The 13,743-nt window shown below is 60.1% G+C and carries 16 protein-coding genes and 1 pseudogene; 7 read left to right on the top strand and 10 right to left on the bottom strand.

Annotation, left to right across the window (positions count from 1 at the left end):
• Window positions 1–102: 102 nt before the first annotated feature.
• Window positions 103–210, bottom strand: a pseudogene (locus ACOIX3_RS08310) (DUF4236 domain-containing protein); the annotation flags it as partial.
• A 434-nt stretch (window positions 211–644) separates the two neighbouring features.
• Here ACOIX3_RS08310 and ACOIX3_RS08305 point away from each other — a divergent pair.
• The gene (locus ACOIX3_RS08305; RefSeq protein ID WP_420969323.1) at window positions 645–1,025 is read left to right on the top strand and encodes a hypothetical protein; all 381 of its coding nucleotides are present in this window, start codon (window positions 645–647) and stop codon (window positions 1,023–1,025) included.
• 377 nt (window positions 1,026–1,402) lie between these two features.
• Window positions 1,403–2,346 (top strand): IS630 family transposase gene (locus tag ACOIX3_RS08300; protein WP_420969322.1). Its coding sequence is split into 2 segments (ribosomal slippage): window positions 1,403–1,738 and window positions 1,741–2,346, totalling 942 coding nucleotides; the frame shifts between segments, so codons are not numbered across the junction.
• A 225-nt stretch (window positions 2,347–2,571) separates the two neighbouring features.
• Here the strand turns inward: ACOIX3_RS08300 and ACOIX3_RS08295 are convergent.
• The gene (locus ACOIX3_RS08295) at window positions 2,572–3,033 is read right to left on the bottom strand and encodes a hypothetical protein (protein WP_420969321.1); all 462 of its coding nucleotides are present in this window, start codon (window positions 3,031–3,033) and stop codon (window positions 2,572–2,574) included.
• A gap of 189 nt (window positions 3,034–3,222) precedes the next feature.
• On the opposite strand from ACOIX3_RS08295, the gene ACOIX3_RS08290 reads away from it, so the two are divergent.
• Complete coding sequence (locus tag ACOIX3_RS08290) at window positions 3,223–3,591, top strand: hypothetical protein (RefSeq protein ID WP_420969320.1); 369 nt, start codon at window positions 3,223–3,225, stop codon at window positions 3,589–3,591.
• 333 nt (window positions 3,592–3,924) lie between these two features.
• Here ACOIX3_RS08290 and ACOIX3_RS08285 read toward each other — a convergent pair whose 3' ends face one another.
• From ACOIX3_RS08285 to ACOIX3_RS08275, 3 genes are read right to left on the bottom strand one after another with little or no spacing between them, the layout of a single operon-like run.
• Window positions 3,925–4,347, bottom strand: coding sequence for a hypothetical protein (locus tag ACOIX3_RS08285; protein ID WP_420969319.1), 423 nt, complete (start codon window positions 4,345–4,347; stop codon window positions 3,925–3,927).
• A complete protein-coding gene (locus ACOIX3_RS08280) occupies window positions 4,332–5,231 on the bottom strand; it encodes a hypothetical protein (RefSeq protein WP_420969317.1) in 900 nt (299 codons plus the stop codon). Before ACOIX3_RS08280 ends, ACOIX3_RS08285 begins: the two co-directional genes overlap by 16 nt.
• Window positions 5,228–6,034, bottom strand: a complete 807-nt coding sequence (locus tag ACOIX3_RS08275; protein WP_420969316.1) for a hypothetical protein — start codon at window positions 6,032–6,034, stop codon at window positions 5,228–5,230. The genes ACOIX3_RS08280 and ACOIX3_RS08275 overlap by 4 nt, the downstream gene beginning before the upstream one ends.
• A gap of 104 nt (window positions 6,035–6,138) precedes the next feature.
• Here ACOIX3_RS08275 and ACOIX3_RS08270 point away from each other — a divergent pair, with 104 nt between their 5' ends.
• Both ACOIX3_RS08270 and ACOIX3_RS08265 read left to right on the top strand, forming a co-directional pair.
• Window positions 6,139–6,816, top strand: coding sequence for a recombinase family protein (locus ACOIX3_RS08270; RefSeq protein ID WP_420969315.1), 678 nt, complete (start codon window positions 6,139–6,141; stop codon window positions 6,814–6,816).
• A gap of 10 nt (window positions 6,817–6,826) precedes the next feature.
• Window positions 6,827–6,949 (top strand): hypothetical protein, encoded by a 123-nt coding sequence (locus ACOIX3_RS08265; protein WP_420969314.1) that lies wholly within the window; start codon window positions 6,827–6,829, stop codon window positions 6,947–6,949.
• A 597-nt stretch (window positions 6,950–7,546) separates the two neighbouring features.
• Here ACOIX3_RS08265 and ACOIX3_RS08260 read toward each other — a convergent pair.
• Window positions 7,547–8,878, bottom strand: coding sequence for a tyrosine-type recombinase/integrase (locus ACOIX3_RS08260; protein WP_420969313.1), 1,332 nt, complete (start codon window positions 8,876–8,878; stop codon window positions 7,547–7,549).
• A gap of 514 nt (window positions 8,879–9,392) precedes the next feature.
• Entirely contained in the window at window positions 9,393–9,743 is a 351-nt protein-coding gene (locus tag ACOIX3_RS08255) for a hypothetical protein (RefSeq protein ID WP_420969312.1), read from the bottom strand.
• 180 nt (window positions 9,744–9,923) lie between these two features.
• On the opposite strand from ACOIX3_RS08255, the gene ACOIX3_RS08250 reads away from it, so the two are divergent.
• Window positions 9,924–10,295 carry a DUF4118 domain-containing protein gene (locus tag ACOIX3_RS08250; RefSeq protein WP_420969310.1) on the top strand — a complete coding sequence of 124 codons (372 nt, stop codon included), beginning with the start codon at window positions 9,924–9,926 and terminating at the stop codon, window positions 10,293–10,295.
• A gap of 68 nt (window positions 10,296–10,363) precedes the next feature.
• Here ACOIX3_RS08250 and ACOIX3_RS08245 read toward each other — a convergent pair whose 3' ends face one another.
• The gene (locus ACOIX3_RS08245; RefSeq protein WP_171947715.1) at window positions 10,364–10,504 is read right to left on the bottom strand and encodes a hypothetical protein; all 141 of its coding nucleotides are present in this window, start codon (window positions 10,502–10,504) and stop codon (window positions 10,364–10,366) included.
• Between the two features lie 180 nt (window positions 10,505–10,684).
• On the opposite strand from ACOIX3_RS08245, the gene ACOIX3_RS08240 reads away from it, so the two are divergent.
• The gene (locus ACOIX3_RS08240) at window positions 10,685–10,921 is read left to right on the top strand and encodes a hypothetical protein (RefSeq protein ID WP_420969308.1); all 237 of its coding nucleotides are present in this window, start codon (window positions 10,685–10,687) and stop codon (window positions 10,919–10,921) included.
• 370 nt (window positions 10,922–11,291) lie between these two features.
• Here ACOIX3_RS08240 and ACOIX3_RS08235 read toward each other — a convergent pair whose 3' ends face one another.
• A complete protein-coding gene (locus ACOIX3_RS08235; RefSeq protein ID WP_420969306.1) occupies window positions 11,292–11,828 on the bottom strand; it encodes a hypothetical protein in 537 nt (178 codons plus the stop codon).
• Between the two features lie 149 nt (window positions 11,829–11,977).
• Entirely contained in the window at window positions 11,978–13,522 is a 1,545-nt protein-coding gene (locus ACOIX3_RS08230) for an acetolactate synthase large subunit (protein ID WP_420969304.1), read from the bottom strand.
• Window positions 13,523–13,743: the final 221 nt, after the last annotated feature.

The following is a 13,743-nucleotide window of genomic DNA, read 5'->3' as shown; positions in this document are numbered from 1 at the left end:
CGGCGGGGAGCCGCTGCTACCCTTTGAATAGGGCTGGTACGCCGTCCAAGAGACTCCGGACCCAGGCAAACCCACGGTCGTTCTTGTGCCTCGCGGACCGACAGTGAAATGAAGACCGCGCGGTCCAACTGAAACGCTTGCCCCGCTTCCGCTCAGGTTAAGTCTCACACCCGGAACTATCTTGAAGCTTCGCCGAAACCTAAGTCCCATAGCCGCCCCCGACCAATATCAAAGGTAGTATGGCCCGATACTATCGCGGGGACGAGCGCAAGCAAGTCACTGCGGGCTTTCGTTGCCACGGAAAAATGCAAGCGGCCCGAACCCCAACGTCGCATCTCGGAAAGCGAGCATCATACGTTAGTAGTAAATAGGTCGGCGACTAACTTCGCTGGCCCACTTACTTTCCAATCACTACGATCCGAAACCGCCTTGAGGCGCAAAGGTTCAAAATGACAGTCAGAGTTATGGCGGCCGTCGCGGTTCTAGCGATTGGCATCGGTGCCGCGAGGGCCGAAGAGCTTCCTTCTCCCAGTCGCATAGACACGATCACGAAATCTGCCCGTGATCTTGTCCCAAGTATGCCGTCGCTCCCCTCGATAGGCTTGCCTTCCATGCCAGACTTTTCTGACGTGTCTAGCCGAGTCATGAGCGAGTTTAACTCGTTCACTCAGCAAATCGGCGACACTCTTCCGATATTAGAGTCGATGGGCCGCGAAGTTGTAACCTTCAAAGTCATTTGGGGGCTGCCGCCTAAAGCCCGCCTTCGGCCTAGATCAACCGGGAACGCGGATGCCAGCAAGATCAATGCGATTACCGCCAAAGCTACCGGCGGCGCGTTGGCAAGCGCCCTGATCGCGAGCGCGGTTACGGCGAAACGCGTCCAAAGCAATATGAAATTGGGCACTGCGATCTTAGATGTGGACTTTGCCGTTCCGCCACGGGTGCAAATGAAGTTCGTAAACTTTAAAGCTCCGGAAGCGGACCACCTTTTTCGTGACGACGAACTAGAAGTCGTGTGCAGATAATCTAGCGATCAGGTTTGTCTGAGCACTTGTCCGCCGTAAAGCATCGAGTCCCCGCGGTACCTCCATGTTAAACGAGCGCGTCATGGAGATTCAGCGCATCCAACGGGAATTCGGCTCTTGCGCTATCCCCGACGATGACGACCCTAATCCGCCTTACCGACCGGCGCTTCTTGAGCGGTCGAAGAAAATGGGTGCAATAACGGAAGGGCACCCTCGCGCTAATTCTTCCTAATTGTCGCGGCTATGTTCGAGCAACAACGGATCACACCTTAAGTGCCGTGTGCTAGAGCGGGATGGGTCTAGTTTGAATCGATTGAGGATTCCCAAATCAGAATACTTCTGATTCAACATGCTGGCTGGGAGGGAGGCCAGCATGGATGGGACGACCCTATTCGGACGACCTTCGTGAGCGGGTCGTGAAGGCTGTCATCAAAGGCGGCCTATCGCGGCATCAGGCGGCAGCCCAGTTTGGGGTGGGGATCAGTACGGCGATCAACTGGGTCCAGCGCTTCCACGAGACCGGCAGCGTCAAGCCGGATCAGATCGGCGGTTATCGGCCGAAGAAGATTGCGGGGCCGCACCGTGAATGGCTGATCCAACGGTGTCGGAAGGATTTTACCGTGCGCGGGCTGGTGGCCGAGCTCGCTGAGCGCGGCCTCAAGGTCGATTACCGCACGATGTGGGAGTTCGTTCACGCTGAGAAGCTCAGTTATAAAAAAAGACGCTGATTGCCGCCGAGCAGGATCGTCCCGATGTCGCCCGCCGACGGGCGCAATGGACAAAATACCGGGACCGGATTGATCCCTCGCGCCTGGTGTTTATCGATGAGACCTGGACCAAAACCAATATGGCGCCGCTGCGGGGCTGGGCACCGCGTGGTCAACGCATCAAAACCAAGGTGCCGCACGGCCGCTGGCAGACCATGACCTTCATCGCCGCTCTACGCCACGATCGCATCACCGCTCCGTGGTACATCGAGGGGCCGATCAACGGCGAAACCTTCCTTCTCTATATCGAGAAGGTTCTGGTCCCGACCCTGCGGCACCGCGACATCGTCATCATGGACAATCTCGGCTCGCACAAGGCAAATGCCGTGCGTCGTGCCATCCGCGCCGCCGGCGCCCGGCTCTTCTACCTGCCGAAATACTCGCCTGATCTGAACCCAATCGAGCAGTTCTTCGCCAAGTTCAAACACTGGCTGCGCAAAGCCGCACAGCGCACGACCGAGGCCGTCTACAATGCTATCGCTCCGATCCTCAATACCGTCTCACCAGACGAATGCGCAAACTACTTCGCCAACGCCGGATATGACCAGACCTAAACTCATCCCGCTCTAGTATGCCGAGCATTTTCCGAAGGCTTGCGAGTTCGAATTTCGATGGCCTGGTCTGGAATCGGTTGGCCTCCCACCGTGGGAGCCTCAAGTCTAGACAACACGGAGCGGAAGACCCCGCGTCGCGCGAAGCGTCTGTATTCAGTCAGACGGGATGGCTCCGCTGTGGTGCCCCTGTGACTTAAGCGCAGCTTATGATGCGGTCTAAGTGATTCAATGTCCAGGCACACGCAGCGTCCAAACAAGTGAGCCATCCTCCGCGAAACGCCAATCCATATGGTCCGAGCAGAACAATTGCCCTGTCGCCGCGAGAATGGAATCGAGATGGCGGTCGGCTGCATCTTTAACCGCGCGATCGAATGCGTTCACCGGATACGGATCGACTTTATCCGCCAGCTTAAAGCGCGATCGAGGAGAGAGAGGTGGTCCCGCTCGATAGTCCGCTACGACCCATTCTGGGCGGTGCTCGGATCCGATGAATTTAACTACGCCACGCCGATGCAGTTCCCTGCAAATCCTATCCAATCGACTTTCTCTATCTGCCTTCTCGAACTCGGGTTGAGGCACCAAGATCGCCCTATCAAGACAGTGCGCCAAGCTGTTCACAAATAGGTCGAGCTCAAAGTCAGTGATGGGCTGAGTGGGCGGCTGGGCGCGAGTCTCATCCTTGACCACGATTTCTCCTTGCTCAATTCATTGGCAATGTCACAAGGGCTAGTCTCTGACTGTTCAGTCCGACTAGCCTAACTAACCTGCATCCTCATCCGCTATGCAAAGGATGATTTAAAATGGCTAACCAACGACCCGTCCGATGGCATCAAACGCGGCAAGACGAAAGAGTTCCGCGCGTGGACCGATGCTGAAATGACTGCTTTCGAGAACCGATGGTCCTACGGCACGAAGCAGCGCGTTGCCTATGAGCTTATGCTCAACGTCGGCACCGCCCGCGCCGATGTACATCTGACGACTTGGGCGCAGGCAGACGATGCATCCTTCGAATACACACGCCGCAAGACCGGCGTTCCGGTCGTCGTCACGGTGGCGCATTCATTGCGTAAAGCGCTCGATGCGTTGGCACGCAAACACGTCACGATCATAAATACCGAGTACAGCAAGCCCTTCACTGTTGACGGATTCTCAGGATGGATGCGGGACGCCATGACGGCAGCCGGGCTCCCTCTCGACTGCAAGCCGCACGGTTTGCGCAAGCCCCCTTGGCCGTCTGCTCGCTGATGCCGGTGCGACCGCCCACGAAATCATGGCTTCGCTCGGCCATTTGACGCTCGCCGAGGCGGAACGCTACACGCGGGAAGCAGACCGCCGTCGCGGTGGCCGCAGTGCAATCGCTAAGCTGGAAGATCACAAGGCGAACAGAACTCCCCAAACCCACGGCCCGTTTGCGGAAAACGATAAAAAACTAAGCTAACTCAAAGCGAGAAAAGCTCGATTGGCGCTCCCTAGGGGGACGAACTGCGACACGAGAAACAGCTGAAAAACCGATACAAATCGGCTTCGCTGCGGCGCCACTGCTACCACGCGACGCTACCACCAGCAACAATAGCGTATTCACACAAAATTGCGCACGCTAACCAACAGCGCTAACGCGCGCAGAAGTAGCTCATCGGATGGCTTTGCACCCACTATCAGCGCGTGACCAGGATTGGGCGGTGCGTCGTCAATTGGATCGTGGATCGCTTTCATATCGTTTTTGTACTGCCGACCAACGTGTTCGACATCGTTGACCGCGAGCACCCCGACGATATGGGTCTTCCGGACCGTTCGTAACGTTCTGAACAGTGCGCAGACTTGAGCGAACCCACCGGAAAATTCTATCCAGTTCGTTGAAATGCCGTCAGCGTCAACGCGGAAAGCATCTGCCGTCACTCCACTCGGAGCACCCGTAGCATCGACTTTGATCGAGGTTGGCTGACAATGAAGGGCTAAATTGTCAGTAATGGGAATTGCATCCCCCTTCACCGCATTGTCCATGATCCGTACGGCACTGGCAGGCTGAATGAGGATGTGAAGAATTTCCCTTCACTGTGTAAGAAATCGTCGAGGCTTAGAGCGTACCAGCTTCCGCCCTCGGCATCCAAGAACGTAAGTGATAGCTCGGCTCGCTGCTTTGGGGACCAAGAGGCGACGAACAGACCATCCTTGGAAATCGAGAGGCTCGGATGGGACGGGCGCTTTTCAGTCAAGAACTTGATCAAGCCACGAAACGAAGCCACGGATCGCGGGCCGTCAAGCGTGGAAGGCTCCTCTAGGTCACTAAGCAAGGCCCTCAATTGCCGAGCAAGGCTCCTGAATTGATTTTCGGATAGCACCGCAGATCGTCCAGCAAGAAGTAAGAGATACTTCGAAAGGACAGGTGAAACCGCGCGCGGTGAGCTGGTCGGATCACCGATCACCAACAATGATTGCTCGCTGCACGCGGGTGACAGCGCTCCGTTGGGCAGCCCGAATTGAATGCTCCCTGCACCCATGATCAGAACTGCATCCGCGGCCGTGGAGCCAACCGCTCCCGTTCCGACACTGACCACAGGACATGGCTGCGTGTTCACCATCGACGCGTTGATGACGTTCCCGCTCAGCGCCAGCATAGCGAAATTGAGGGTCGTGAAAACCGATCCATGCAAAGGCATTGCGGCTACTGAAGCAGCGTTGATGCTTGTTGCAAGTCCCTGCGTCGCTCCAGTGAAGGGCTTCAAAAAAGAACGCTCCATCCCACGATATTCCGTTGCGAGATCAACACGCGCATCCTGCTGCGTCTGATCGAACAGTCCAACTGCTGCTCCAATTGCTGCAGCCGGACTGGAATAGAGGGCCCTCTCTAAGATTGCCTCTTCAAAGCGAGTTTGACGGAAGCTCACGCTGGTTCTCCGTGCTCAGCAATATCAACAGCAAGCTCAAATATCTCTGATAGCAATTTGGGAATATCAGCTCGGGGCAACGGGTCACGTCGCTCCGCAGGGGTGTTTATGTCTATATCCAGTTTGGCGAAGTTCCTCGTGCCAACCTTTACCACGCTCTGTGGGTTGAACCCCGCGGACAAGTCCAACTTTTGAGCTGTCCAAGTTGTTAGCCGATTGAAAAAGCCTTCAGTGAGAGTTGATGTAGTGGCCCTCCAATTGACCCTATAAACAAGGTCGGTCATCTCGGGCGACACCGCGAGTGACTTTACGCTATTGGCAAGCAAGTCGTATGCTTCTTCCCTCGACGCGGCGTCGGCAATCGCAGCTCCGATGAAAGCCACTCTGACGAGCGGCGTGTCGATGCCTTCTACCCACTTCAAGATGAGGTTGGAAAATTTTCGCAGCTCAGGCACGAAGGGTCCGATCGATGTACGAATGCCCTCGACATCAAGAGACGCCGCCTGTGGCGGTGGCGAGAAGACTACATCCAGACGCAGCGGCGTGATGCCAATCTGAACATGAGCGCCATCTACAGCCCCCACCTGCGTTCGCACGCCCTCCCTCGGTCGGTCTTCGCTCGTGTCGGGCTCGACGCCGAGAAGCGCCGAGAAATAGTTCTCGCCGATCGGGAAGACCGTGTTGCTGAAGAGCGCCACCTGCAACGCATGGGCAGCCCAAGGGATAACTGGCTTAGTCATATGAGCATTCTGAACTGAAAAATTGATCCGACCGTTAAGAGCCAGCGTCAAAAACGTATACATCCGGAGCCCCAAACGCAACCCGCCTACCCTAGGTTGTCTCCACAGGTCCTTGTAAAAATCCTAAATGTCATATAGGTTCTTGACAGACCTGAGGACCGACCCAGATGCCTAGCCATATCGTCACTTACATTCGCGTATCGACTTCCCAGCAAGGGCGCTCCGGCTTGGGCATAGAAGCTCAGCGCCAGCTACTCCAGCATTTCGCGAGAGCCGAGGGCGTGGAATTGGCGCGAGAGTTTGTGGAGGTTGAGACCGGCAAGGGTGCTGACGCCCTCGACCGCAGGCCGCAGCTCAAGGCCGCCCTCGCTGCCGCCAAGAAGCTCAAGTGTCCCGTGGCGGTCGCCAAGCTCGACCGGCTCAGCCGCGACGTCCATTTCATCAGCGGCCTTATGGCGCACAAGGTGCCCTTCGTTGTCGCTGAGCTGGGCGCGGACGTTGACCCGTTTGTCCTGCACCTCTTCGCGGCGCTCGCTGAGAAGGAGCGCTCCCTGATCTCCAGCCGCACCCGACAGGCGCTCGCGGCGGCCAAAGCGCGCGGGGCAGTCCTAGGAAGCCCTAAGCTCCACCTCGCCCGGAAGAGTGCGTCTGATGCGGTGAAGGCCGAGGCAGACAGACACGCCGCCAACGTCCTACCGACCATCAAGGAAGCCCAAAGCGCCGGTGCACACACGTTGCGCGCCGTGGCTGAAGCCTTGAATGCCCGAGGTGTCCCAACCGCCCGAGGGGGCGAGTGGCACCCCATGAGCGTGAAGAACATCCTTGACCGCGCGGCAACCCAGTAAGGAGCGAACCATGACCCTAGCAATAGCTCTCACGATGATGGTTGCCGGGTGCGTCTCGGTGGCGCTTGAATGTCCGGTGGCAGGCTCAGCGCTGCTCGGCGGCGCGGTGCTGATCGCACGTTACGCCGTGTGAGGGCGAAGGGCAGTCCGCTCGCCCCCCTCTAGAAAATGGGTCCCCTTTCGTGCGGGACCCTACCCCTGTTTCAGCCTTGAGAGGGCCAAGCTCCGATCCGTTTGATGTTAATCGCAAAAAAGGGGATCGGCGACTGAAAGACAATCACTTCGAGCTCGCGGATCATTCGTCCTATTTGTACGCCACAGCTACTCAGCCGCCGAACCTGCGCTTTAGATCTCTATCTTGCTGGAGAAGCCTCGATCTTAGTTGATCGAAGAGCGATCGTAGTTCGGGGGTGAGGGATGCGCGGGAAGGACGAAGAGAGTGACGCCACGGCGTTTGGGTCGCCAGATAGCCGGAAAATATCCCGCGCCGCGAAGCACCCCCGCAAGAACCGTGGCATGCCGCCGCCCGCAACTTTCGATATCGATACCCTGCCGGGCAGCTCCAATTTGACCGCCTTGGAGACGGCAGCAGTCATCCGGCGCACGCCCGGAGCGCTCGAACAGTGGCGGCGCGATCCGAACCACCTGCTGAAATGGCGTTACGTCGACGGCCGCCCACTCTATCGTGTCGATGCCGTGCGTGACTATCTGGCCGGGTGCGATAAGACCACTAGGCGCCCTCAGCCGCGTAATGCTCGCGGAGACGGCCGAGCAGCTCGGCCTTGATGGGATCGAGCGGATTGGTCCGCTGCAGGCGCACGACCTTACCGACTCGTTCTGCGCCGACCAACTCCGCAATGTAGTCATGCGCCGCTTCGAACGCCATCTTACGAATGATCCACTGTTCGTCGTGATTGTAAACCTGATCGATTCCGCTTGGCTTCTGCCCGACGCAGAGCCGCTGGATCTCGTTGTCGTAGCCGCAGCGTGACATGATCGTGCGTAAGCTGCGCCTCAGGTCATGCATGGTGAACTTGTCAACACCTGCTTCCTTGACCAAACGATTGACCATCTTGGTGAAGCCCGACAACTGGCCGCCGGTCTTCGGTGACGGGAAGACATAGTCGGACGTTGCCCGTTGAAAATGTTTCGCGGCCGCGAGCACCTCATCAACGAGGTGGGTGCGCGGTACATCGTGGTGCAAACCCATCTTGGTCCAGGCCGCATCGAAGGTGATGCGGTCGTCCATGATGTGCTTTTGCCACTCGATCAGGGTTGGCTCGCTACGTCGCGGTCCACCGAGTAGGCACATCCTCGTCAGGAGGCCAAAGGTCCCAAGCTTGCCGGATGCGTGCCAGACCTTGATGATTTCTTCATCGGTGAGCGCCCGGCCCTTCGTTCGACGTCCAACCCGTTGCGCACGGGTTTCCTTGGGCTCGCGATAGCCAGCCAGCACATTGTGGTCGACATAGCCCTCGCCAACGCACCATTCGAGGAATGTGTGGGTGTGCTTGCGTAGATCCCTGGCCGCACCACGCTTGCCAGTTTTGGCGACCCGGTCGACTGCTGCCATGATTTGCCGCCGCGTCAGGTCCCCCACGCCGCTTTTGGCGTGCTCCTTGAGCCCGCGCCGCAACGCTGACATTGCCGGCTTCCAGTTGACGACCTGACGTCCGGTCAGGGACGTCTGGTAGGACCCCTCTTCGACGATGAGGTCCGCCAGTGTGGTGCGCTGCTTTTCGGCTGCCTGTTGCTGCCTCGCCTCGCGTTTCGCGTCGTTGGGGTCCATGCCCTTGACCACCTCGCCTGCGGCGATGGTGGCGGCCTTGCGCGCCGCCTTCTCATTATACTTGGGCCAAGAGCCGAGGGTCTTGCGCTGAGTCCCCCTCACCCCCGGCTTGGTGAAGAGGTAAACCCAAGTCCGACCGCCAGTGGCACGCATGCGCAGGGCAAGGCCAGGCAGCTTGTCGTCGTGGAGATAATGCTGCGCCTTGCCCGGCGGCAGCGTGGCGTTGCGGATCACCGCATCGGTGAGTGTTAGCTGGTTGGTCGGCTCTGTCATAATTCCTTCCCCGCGTTTGTGCCCCGGTGTGCCCCGCGAGGAGGCAATCGTCGCCGATCGGAACCGGCTCTCAGAGCTTTCCCTCGCCCTGTGCCCCAGAAGGAAGGACCGAGAGACCCAAACAGAACCGGATCTCAGACCTCCCCTCATTTTTGTGCCCCAAGGGAAAATCTGCGGCGGGCACAACAGGGGCACACAAAATGCAGTATGGCCCCCTGTGGCCTCCTGAGGCCTAAACGACCATAAGATACTGTAATATAATGAATTATTTCGACAAAACTGTGGCTGCGTGGGGCCAGCTTGGATCTACGGATTGTGGTTCACACGGGAGAGGTCCAAGGTTCGATCCCTTGTGCGTCCACCATTCCCCTTCCCACCGGCAGTTGCGGACGAATGTCGACATTCTGCTGCCCTTCGGGACCGCGCCTCGTCAGAAATGTCGAAAACAACCCCATGCAAAGTAGCCGACGCAAGCCGTAACGGCGCCTGACCGCTGTTCGTGCGCCATTCCGGCTCAGTGCCGGCGGCGGTGCGATGCGGATGACGGCTTGGTGTTGCGCCGGCCGAGTTCGCCGAGCAGGTCGCGAACCGCGCCGTCGAGTTCGTCGGGTGGGGTGGCGGGACCGGCCTCCTGCGTGCCGGACGGCTGTCGCAGGTTACCGGCGGAGATGTCGTCGTTCGCGGCGAGGAGCGCGGCGGCGTCATCGTCGTGCCGTCTCCGTGCCCAATGCCGCGCGGCCCGAACCTCCGGCGCGTGAACGCGCGGCGGGGACCGCCGTCTACGGCGCGAGATCAGCTCGCGCACGCCGTACCCGGATACGAACCCGATCCCGGTGACCAATACGACAATCAGCAATTCCAGCATTGTGTCGTCCCACCATCACCCTGCCGCAACGCAATAAGCGCGACAATGCGGCCGCGGCTTGACCGGGACGGTTCCTTGTCACTGTCCCGAGCACAACGCTGACCCTCGGAGTCCTACGGGGTTTTGTTTGCAGGCCTCCTCGGCTACCTTCCCGGCACTCGCGGAGGCCGGGACGTCTCGATGCGCAAGGGCAACGACTACATTCTCAAGCTGAGGCCTTGGTCATTGTCGACGTTCGTCGTCGCCCTGCTGGCCGTGGTGTTCGCCACCGCGACGCAGGAGATGTTCGCAAGCTTCGGCATGCAGTTCTATTTCGCGGCCTTCGTGCCGGCGATCCTGATCGCCGGGCTGATGGGCGGCGCACCGGCCGGCGCCTTTGCCACCATCATCACGGTGCCGATCGTCTGGTGGGCGTTCATGCCCCCTTATTTCGAGTTCGCCTGGCCGACGGCCGACGACTATGACAGCCTCGCGACGTTCCTGCTGTCGAGCGCGCTCTTGCTCGGTTTCTCGCAGCTCTACCGGGAAGCGCTGGCCATTTTGCGGAAATAGCTGGCCGGCGCAGGCCGCTGCCGCCCGCCGGCGCTGGCAAGCCGGTCGCCCGCGCGGATCGTTCGCCCTCAGATCCCGAACATCCAGACCGCGACGATGGTGGCCAGTGTCGCCAGCCCGCTGATGGTCCAGCCCACCGTGTAGAAGGTATCCTCGGGAGCGGTGTCGAGCACCGTGTTGGTGGTTTCCGTCATTGACCGCCAGCGCATGGCGTCTCTCCTCGGAACTCCTGCCCAGCGACATAACGCGGCGCGCGGTTCCCGGTTCCGGCCCTTTCGCGGCGGCAGCGCCGTTCACGCACAGCTCACGGACTGCTGATCGGCGTCGCGGAACCTGCGACATTCTGTCCCGTTGAGGGGCGCCGGAAACCAACTTGGGAGAACCATCCGATGCGAACACTGATCCTCGCCGCCACGGCGCTTGCCTTCGTCTCGTCCGCCGCGCTCGCGCAGGACAAGGCCGGCAGCAGCCCGGCCCCCGCAGCGCAAAGCGGCGACACGGCGACCAAGGGCGAGGCGACCAAAATGGCGCCGAAGAAGAAAGCGAAGACCGCCAAGAAATCGGGCGCCAAGGGAGGCACCAAGGCCGGCGCCGCCACGACCGGTGACGACGCGGCCAAGCAATAAACAGAAACAATCGCGGTAGCCGATCACGAATCCAGCGATCACGGAAAAGGCCGCCCGAAGGCGGCCTTTTTGCTTGCTGTCTGGTGCGGATGCCGCCTCGCCCATCGCGTCGCGATCAAACGCGCCGACCGCTTGGGGCAGTGATTGTTGGGCAAGCCAGAATTGAACCAGAAAATTAAAGTGCGGGAGAGGGAGCGAAAGAGGCGCAGAGCCGATAATCCGCACCGCCATCGGATCGTTCTGAAAATTGACCACCAGCTCCAGGAATTGCTCCACCTCCCGCACCTTCTGTTGTGACGCGCGTGCAGCGGCAACGCATGATCCAAACGGGCTATCACTGCGATGCAGAGCAAGATTCATCGCGATAGACTTAATGCTGAGCGCCATCGTCGCGGCTGGCCGCGAGCCCGCTCTCGCGCATGCGTGCCGCAAACCAGCGCGACGTGGCGCTGTCGATGGTGCCGCCGGCATAGATTTCGGAAGAGCTCACGCCGTGCTGTCCGACGATCACCAGAACGCCCATCGCATAGGCAAACCAGACATTCGGATCGGTCAGCGCCTGCAGCTTGCGCTGGTCGTGCTCGAGCGGCTGGTGGTTGCTGTCCTTGCGCAGTTCGATGGCCAGGAGATTGTTCGGGATGTCGCGCTGATGCACGACGATATCGGGATAGATCGACTTGCCGAGATGGTCATCGGTCGAGCTCCCCGAGCCGCGCGGCAGCCGTAGCGTGCGCTCGCCGAGCCGATCATAATTGCAGTCGACCTGCCAGCCGGGAAACTGCCGTTCGACATAGACAGCCAGCCGGTGAGTAAGCGTTCGCTCGCCGAGATCGCGCTCCAGCAGGAAGGTCTCCTGCGCATAAAACTCCTGCACGGCGGCGATCACCTTGTTCAGCTCGGTCTGCATTGGCGCCTCCGACTGGACTAAAGCGCGATGAGATCAGGTTGATCCATCATCGCGCTCTAGCTTTTGTTTGGGCATGATCTTTTTCGGAAAACCGCTTCGCACTTTTCCGGATCATGCTCGGCCGCCGCCGCGGCTTGTGAGAATAGACTCTACACCTGCACTTCGATCAGCTGCGGGCCCGGCTCGGCGATGGCTTCCGCCAAGGCCTTGTTGAACTCGTCCGCGGTGGTCACCGCCCGGCCCGGCACGCCCATGCTCTTGGCGAGCGCGACGAAATCCAGCGTCGGGCTGTCGATCCTCAGCATGTCCTGCGCCCGCTTGCCCGGTTCGCCGGCGCCGACGCCATCGAACTCGCCGCGCAGGATCTGGTACATGCGATTGGCGAAGACGATGGTGACGATGTTGAGCCCTTCGCGCGCCTGGGTCCACAGCGACTGGATCGTGTACATCGCGCTGCCGTCGCCGACCATGCAGATCACCTTGCGGTCCGGACAGGCGATCGCCGCGCCGGTCGCGACCGGCGTCGAATAGCCGATCGAGCCGCCCAGATTCTGAATCCAGTCGTGCGGAGCGGCGCTCGCCGTCAGCGGAAAGAAGCCGCGCCCGGTCGTGATGGATTCGTCGACCAGGATGGCATTGTCAGGAACCGCAGCCGCGATCGCCTGGGCGATCGACGCGTGGTTCAAGGCACCCGTCGGCTTCACCAGTTCGACGGTCGCCTGCGGCTTCACATCGGCCGGCTTGGCGCCAACCGCCGAGGCCAGTGCCTGTAGCGCCGCCACCGAATTCTCCCCGCTCGAGGTCATGCGATGCACCTCGCATCCATCCGGCTTCAGCAGGCTCGGTTTGTTCGGATAGGCGAAGAACGCGACAGGTTCGTTGGCTTCGACGAGAACGATGTGCCGAAAGCCCTTCAGCGCCGCGAGCGCCAGCTCGACCACGTAAGGCACCCGCTCGATCGAAAACCGCCCGCGTCCGCGCGCCATCCGCGGGCTCGCCAGCTGACCCATGACCTTGCAGCCGGTCTTGCCGGCGATCTGCGCCGCCAGCGCCAGCCCCGGCTCTGTCACCGCGCTGCCGGTCATCAGCAGCAATGTCGGTTCACCGCTGCGCAGCACCTTGGCGGCGCTCTCGACGGCCTGCGGCGAATAGTTCCGGCGCTGCGATTCCACCGGCACCTGGGCCACCCCGTCGGCCTCGTTCCACGCGGTGTCGGCAGGCAGAATCAAGGTCGCAACCTGCGGCGGTGCGCCGCTGGCGGCGGCGATCGCGGCGGCGCCGTCACGGGCGACCGACTTGGCGTCCGGCGAGGTGCGCACCCAGGCCGACATCGGCCGTGCCAGGCCTTCGATGTCGGACGTCAGCGGTGCGTTGTATTCGATGTGATAGGTGGCGTGCTGGCCGACGATGTTGACGATGCCGGAATGCGCCTTCTTGGCGTTGTGCAGATTGGCGAGGCCGTTGGCAAGGCCGGGCCCGAGATGCAGCAGCGTCGAGGCCGGCGTTCCCTTCATGCGGAAATAGCCGTCGGCGGCACCGGTCACCACACCTTCAAACAGGCCGAGCACGCAGCGCATGCCGGGGACCTTGTCCAGTGCCGCGACGAAATGCATCTCCGAGGTGCCGGGATTGGTAAAGCAGACGTCCACGCCGCCCGCGACCAATGTCCGCACCAGACTTTCCGCACCGTTCATGCTCACGCTCCCGTTTCGAGATGTTCTTGAGGTCGCTGAGAGCATGATCCGATCCGATTGAATCGGATCATGCTCTCATCCTTTTGTTTGGTCGCGTTTTCTTGACGCGAACCGGTACCCACTTCGCTTGAAAACGCTCCAGATCAACCATTCTTCAGCCGCTTCGTCAAAGGTTTGGCGGGACAATGCAGCTATCGCTTCCGGTCTGTTGCCTTTTTAAA

The sequence above is a fragment of the Bradyrhizobium sp. B120 genome (genome assembly GCF_049075665.1).
Classification (GTDB): Bacteria; Pseudomonadota; Alphaproteobacteria; order Rhizobiales; family Xanthobacteraceae; genus Bradyrhizobium.
Note: the sequence above shows the minus strand (reverse complement) of the source record. Positions and strands in the feature narration are given on the sequence as shown.

What these genes read in the sequence shown, in the direction of transcription:
- ACOIX3_RS08305 (WP_420969323.1), top strand. Translation starts at nt 645, where the DNA reads ATGAGCGAGTTTAACTCGTTCACTCAGCAAATCGGCGACACTCTTCCG.
- ACOIX3_RS08240 (WP_420969308.1), top strand. Translation starts at nt 10,685, where the DNA reads ATGCGAACACTGATCCTCGCCGCCACGGCGCTTGCCTTCGTCTCGTCC.
- ACOIX3_RS08260 (WP_420969313.1), bottom strand. Translation starts at nt 8,878, where the DNA reads ATGACAGAGCCGACCAACCAGCTAACACTCACCGATGCGGTGATCCGC.
- ACOIX3_RS08285 (WP_420969319.1), bottom strand. Translation starts at nt 4,347, where the DNA reads ATGGACAATGCGGTGAAGGGGGATGCAATTCCCATTACTGACAATTTA.
- ACOIX3_RS08290 (WP_420969320.1), top strand. Translation starts at nt 3,223, where the DNA reads ATGACTGCTTTCGAGAACCGATGGTCCTACGGCACGAAGCAGCGCGTT.
- ACOIX3_RS08230 (WP_420969304.1), bottom strand. Translation starts at nt 13,522, where the DNA reads ATGAACGGTGCGGAAAGTCTGGTGCGGACATTGGTCGCGGGCGGCGTG.
- ACOIX3_RS08235 (WP_420969306.1), bottom strand. Translation starts at nt 11,828, where the DNA reads ATGCAGACCGAGCTGAACAAGGTGATCGCCGCCGTGCAGGAGTTTTAT.
- ACOIX3_RS08250 (WP_420969310.1), top strand. Translation starts at nt 9,924, where the DNA reads ATGCGCAAGGGCAACGACTACATTCTCAAGCTGAGGCCTTGGTCATTG.
- ACOIX3_RS08275 (WP_420969316.1), bottom strand. Translation starts at nt 6,034, where the DNA reads ATGTATACGTTTTTGACGCTGGCTCTTAACGGTCGGATCAATTTTTCA.
- ACOIX3_RS08245 (WP_171947715.1), bottom strand. Translation starts at nt 10,504, where the DNA reads ATGCGCTGGCGGTCAATGACGGAAACCACCAACACGGTGCTCGACACC.
- ACOIX3_RS08270 (WP_420969315.1), top strand. Translation starts at nt 6,139, where the DNA reads ATGCCTAGCCATATCGTCACTTACATTCGCGTATCGACTTCCCAGCAA.
- ACOIX3_RS08255 (WP_420969312.1), bottom strand. Translation starts at nt 9,743, where the DNA reads ATGCTGGAATTGCTGATTGTCGTATTGGTCACCGGGATCGGGTTCGTA.
- ACOIX3_RS08265 (WP_420969314.1), top strand. Translation starts at nt 6,827, where the DNA reads ATGACCCTAGCAATAGCTCTCACGATGATGGTTGCCGGGTGCGTCTCG.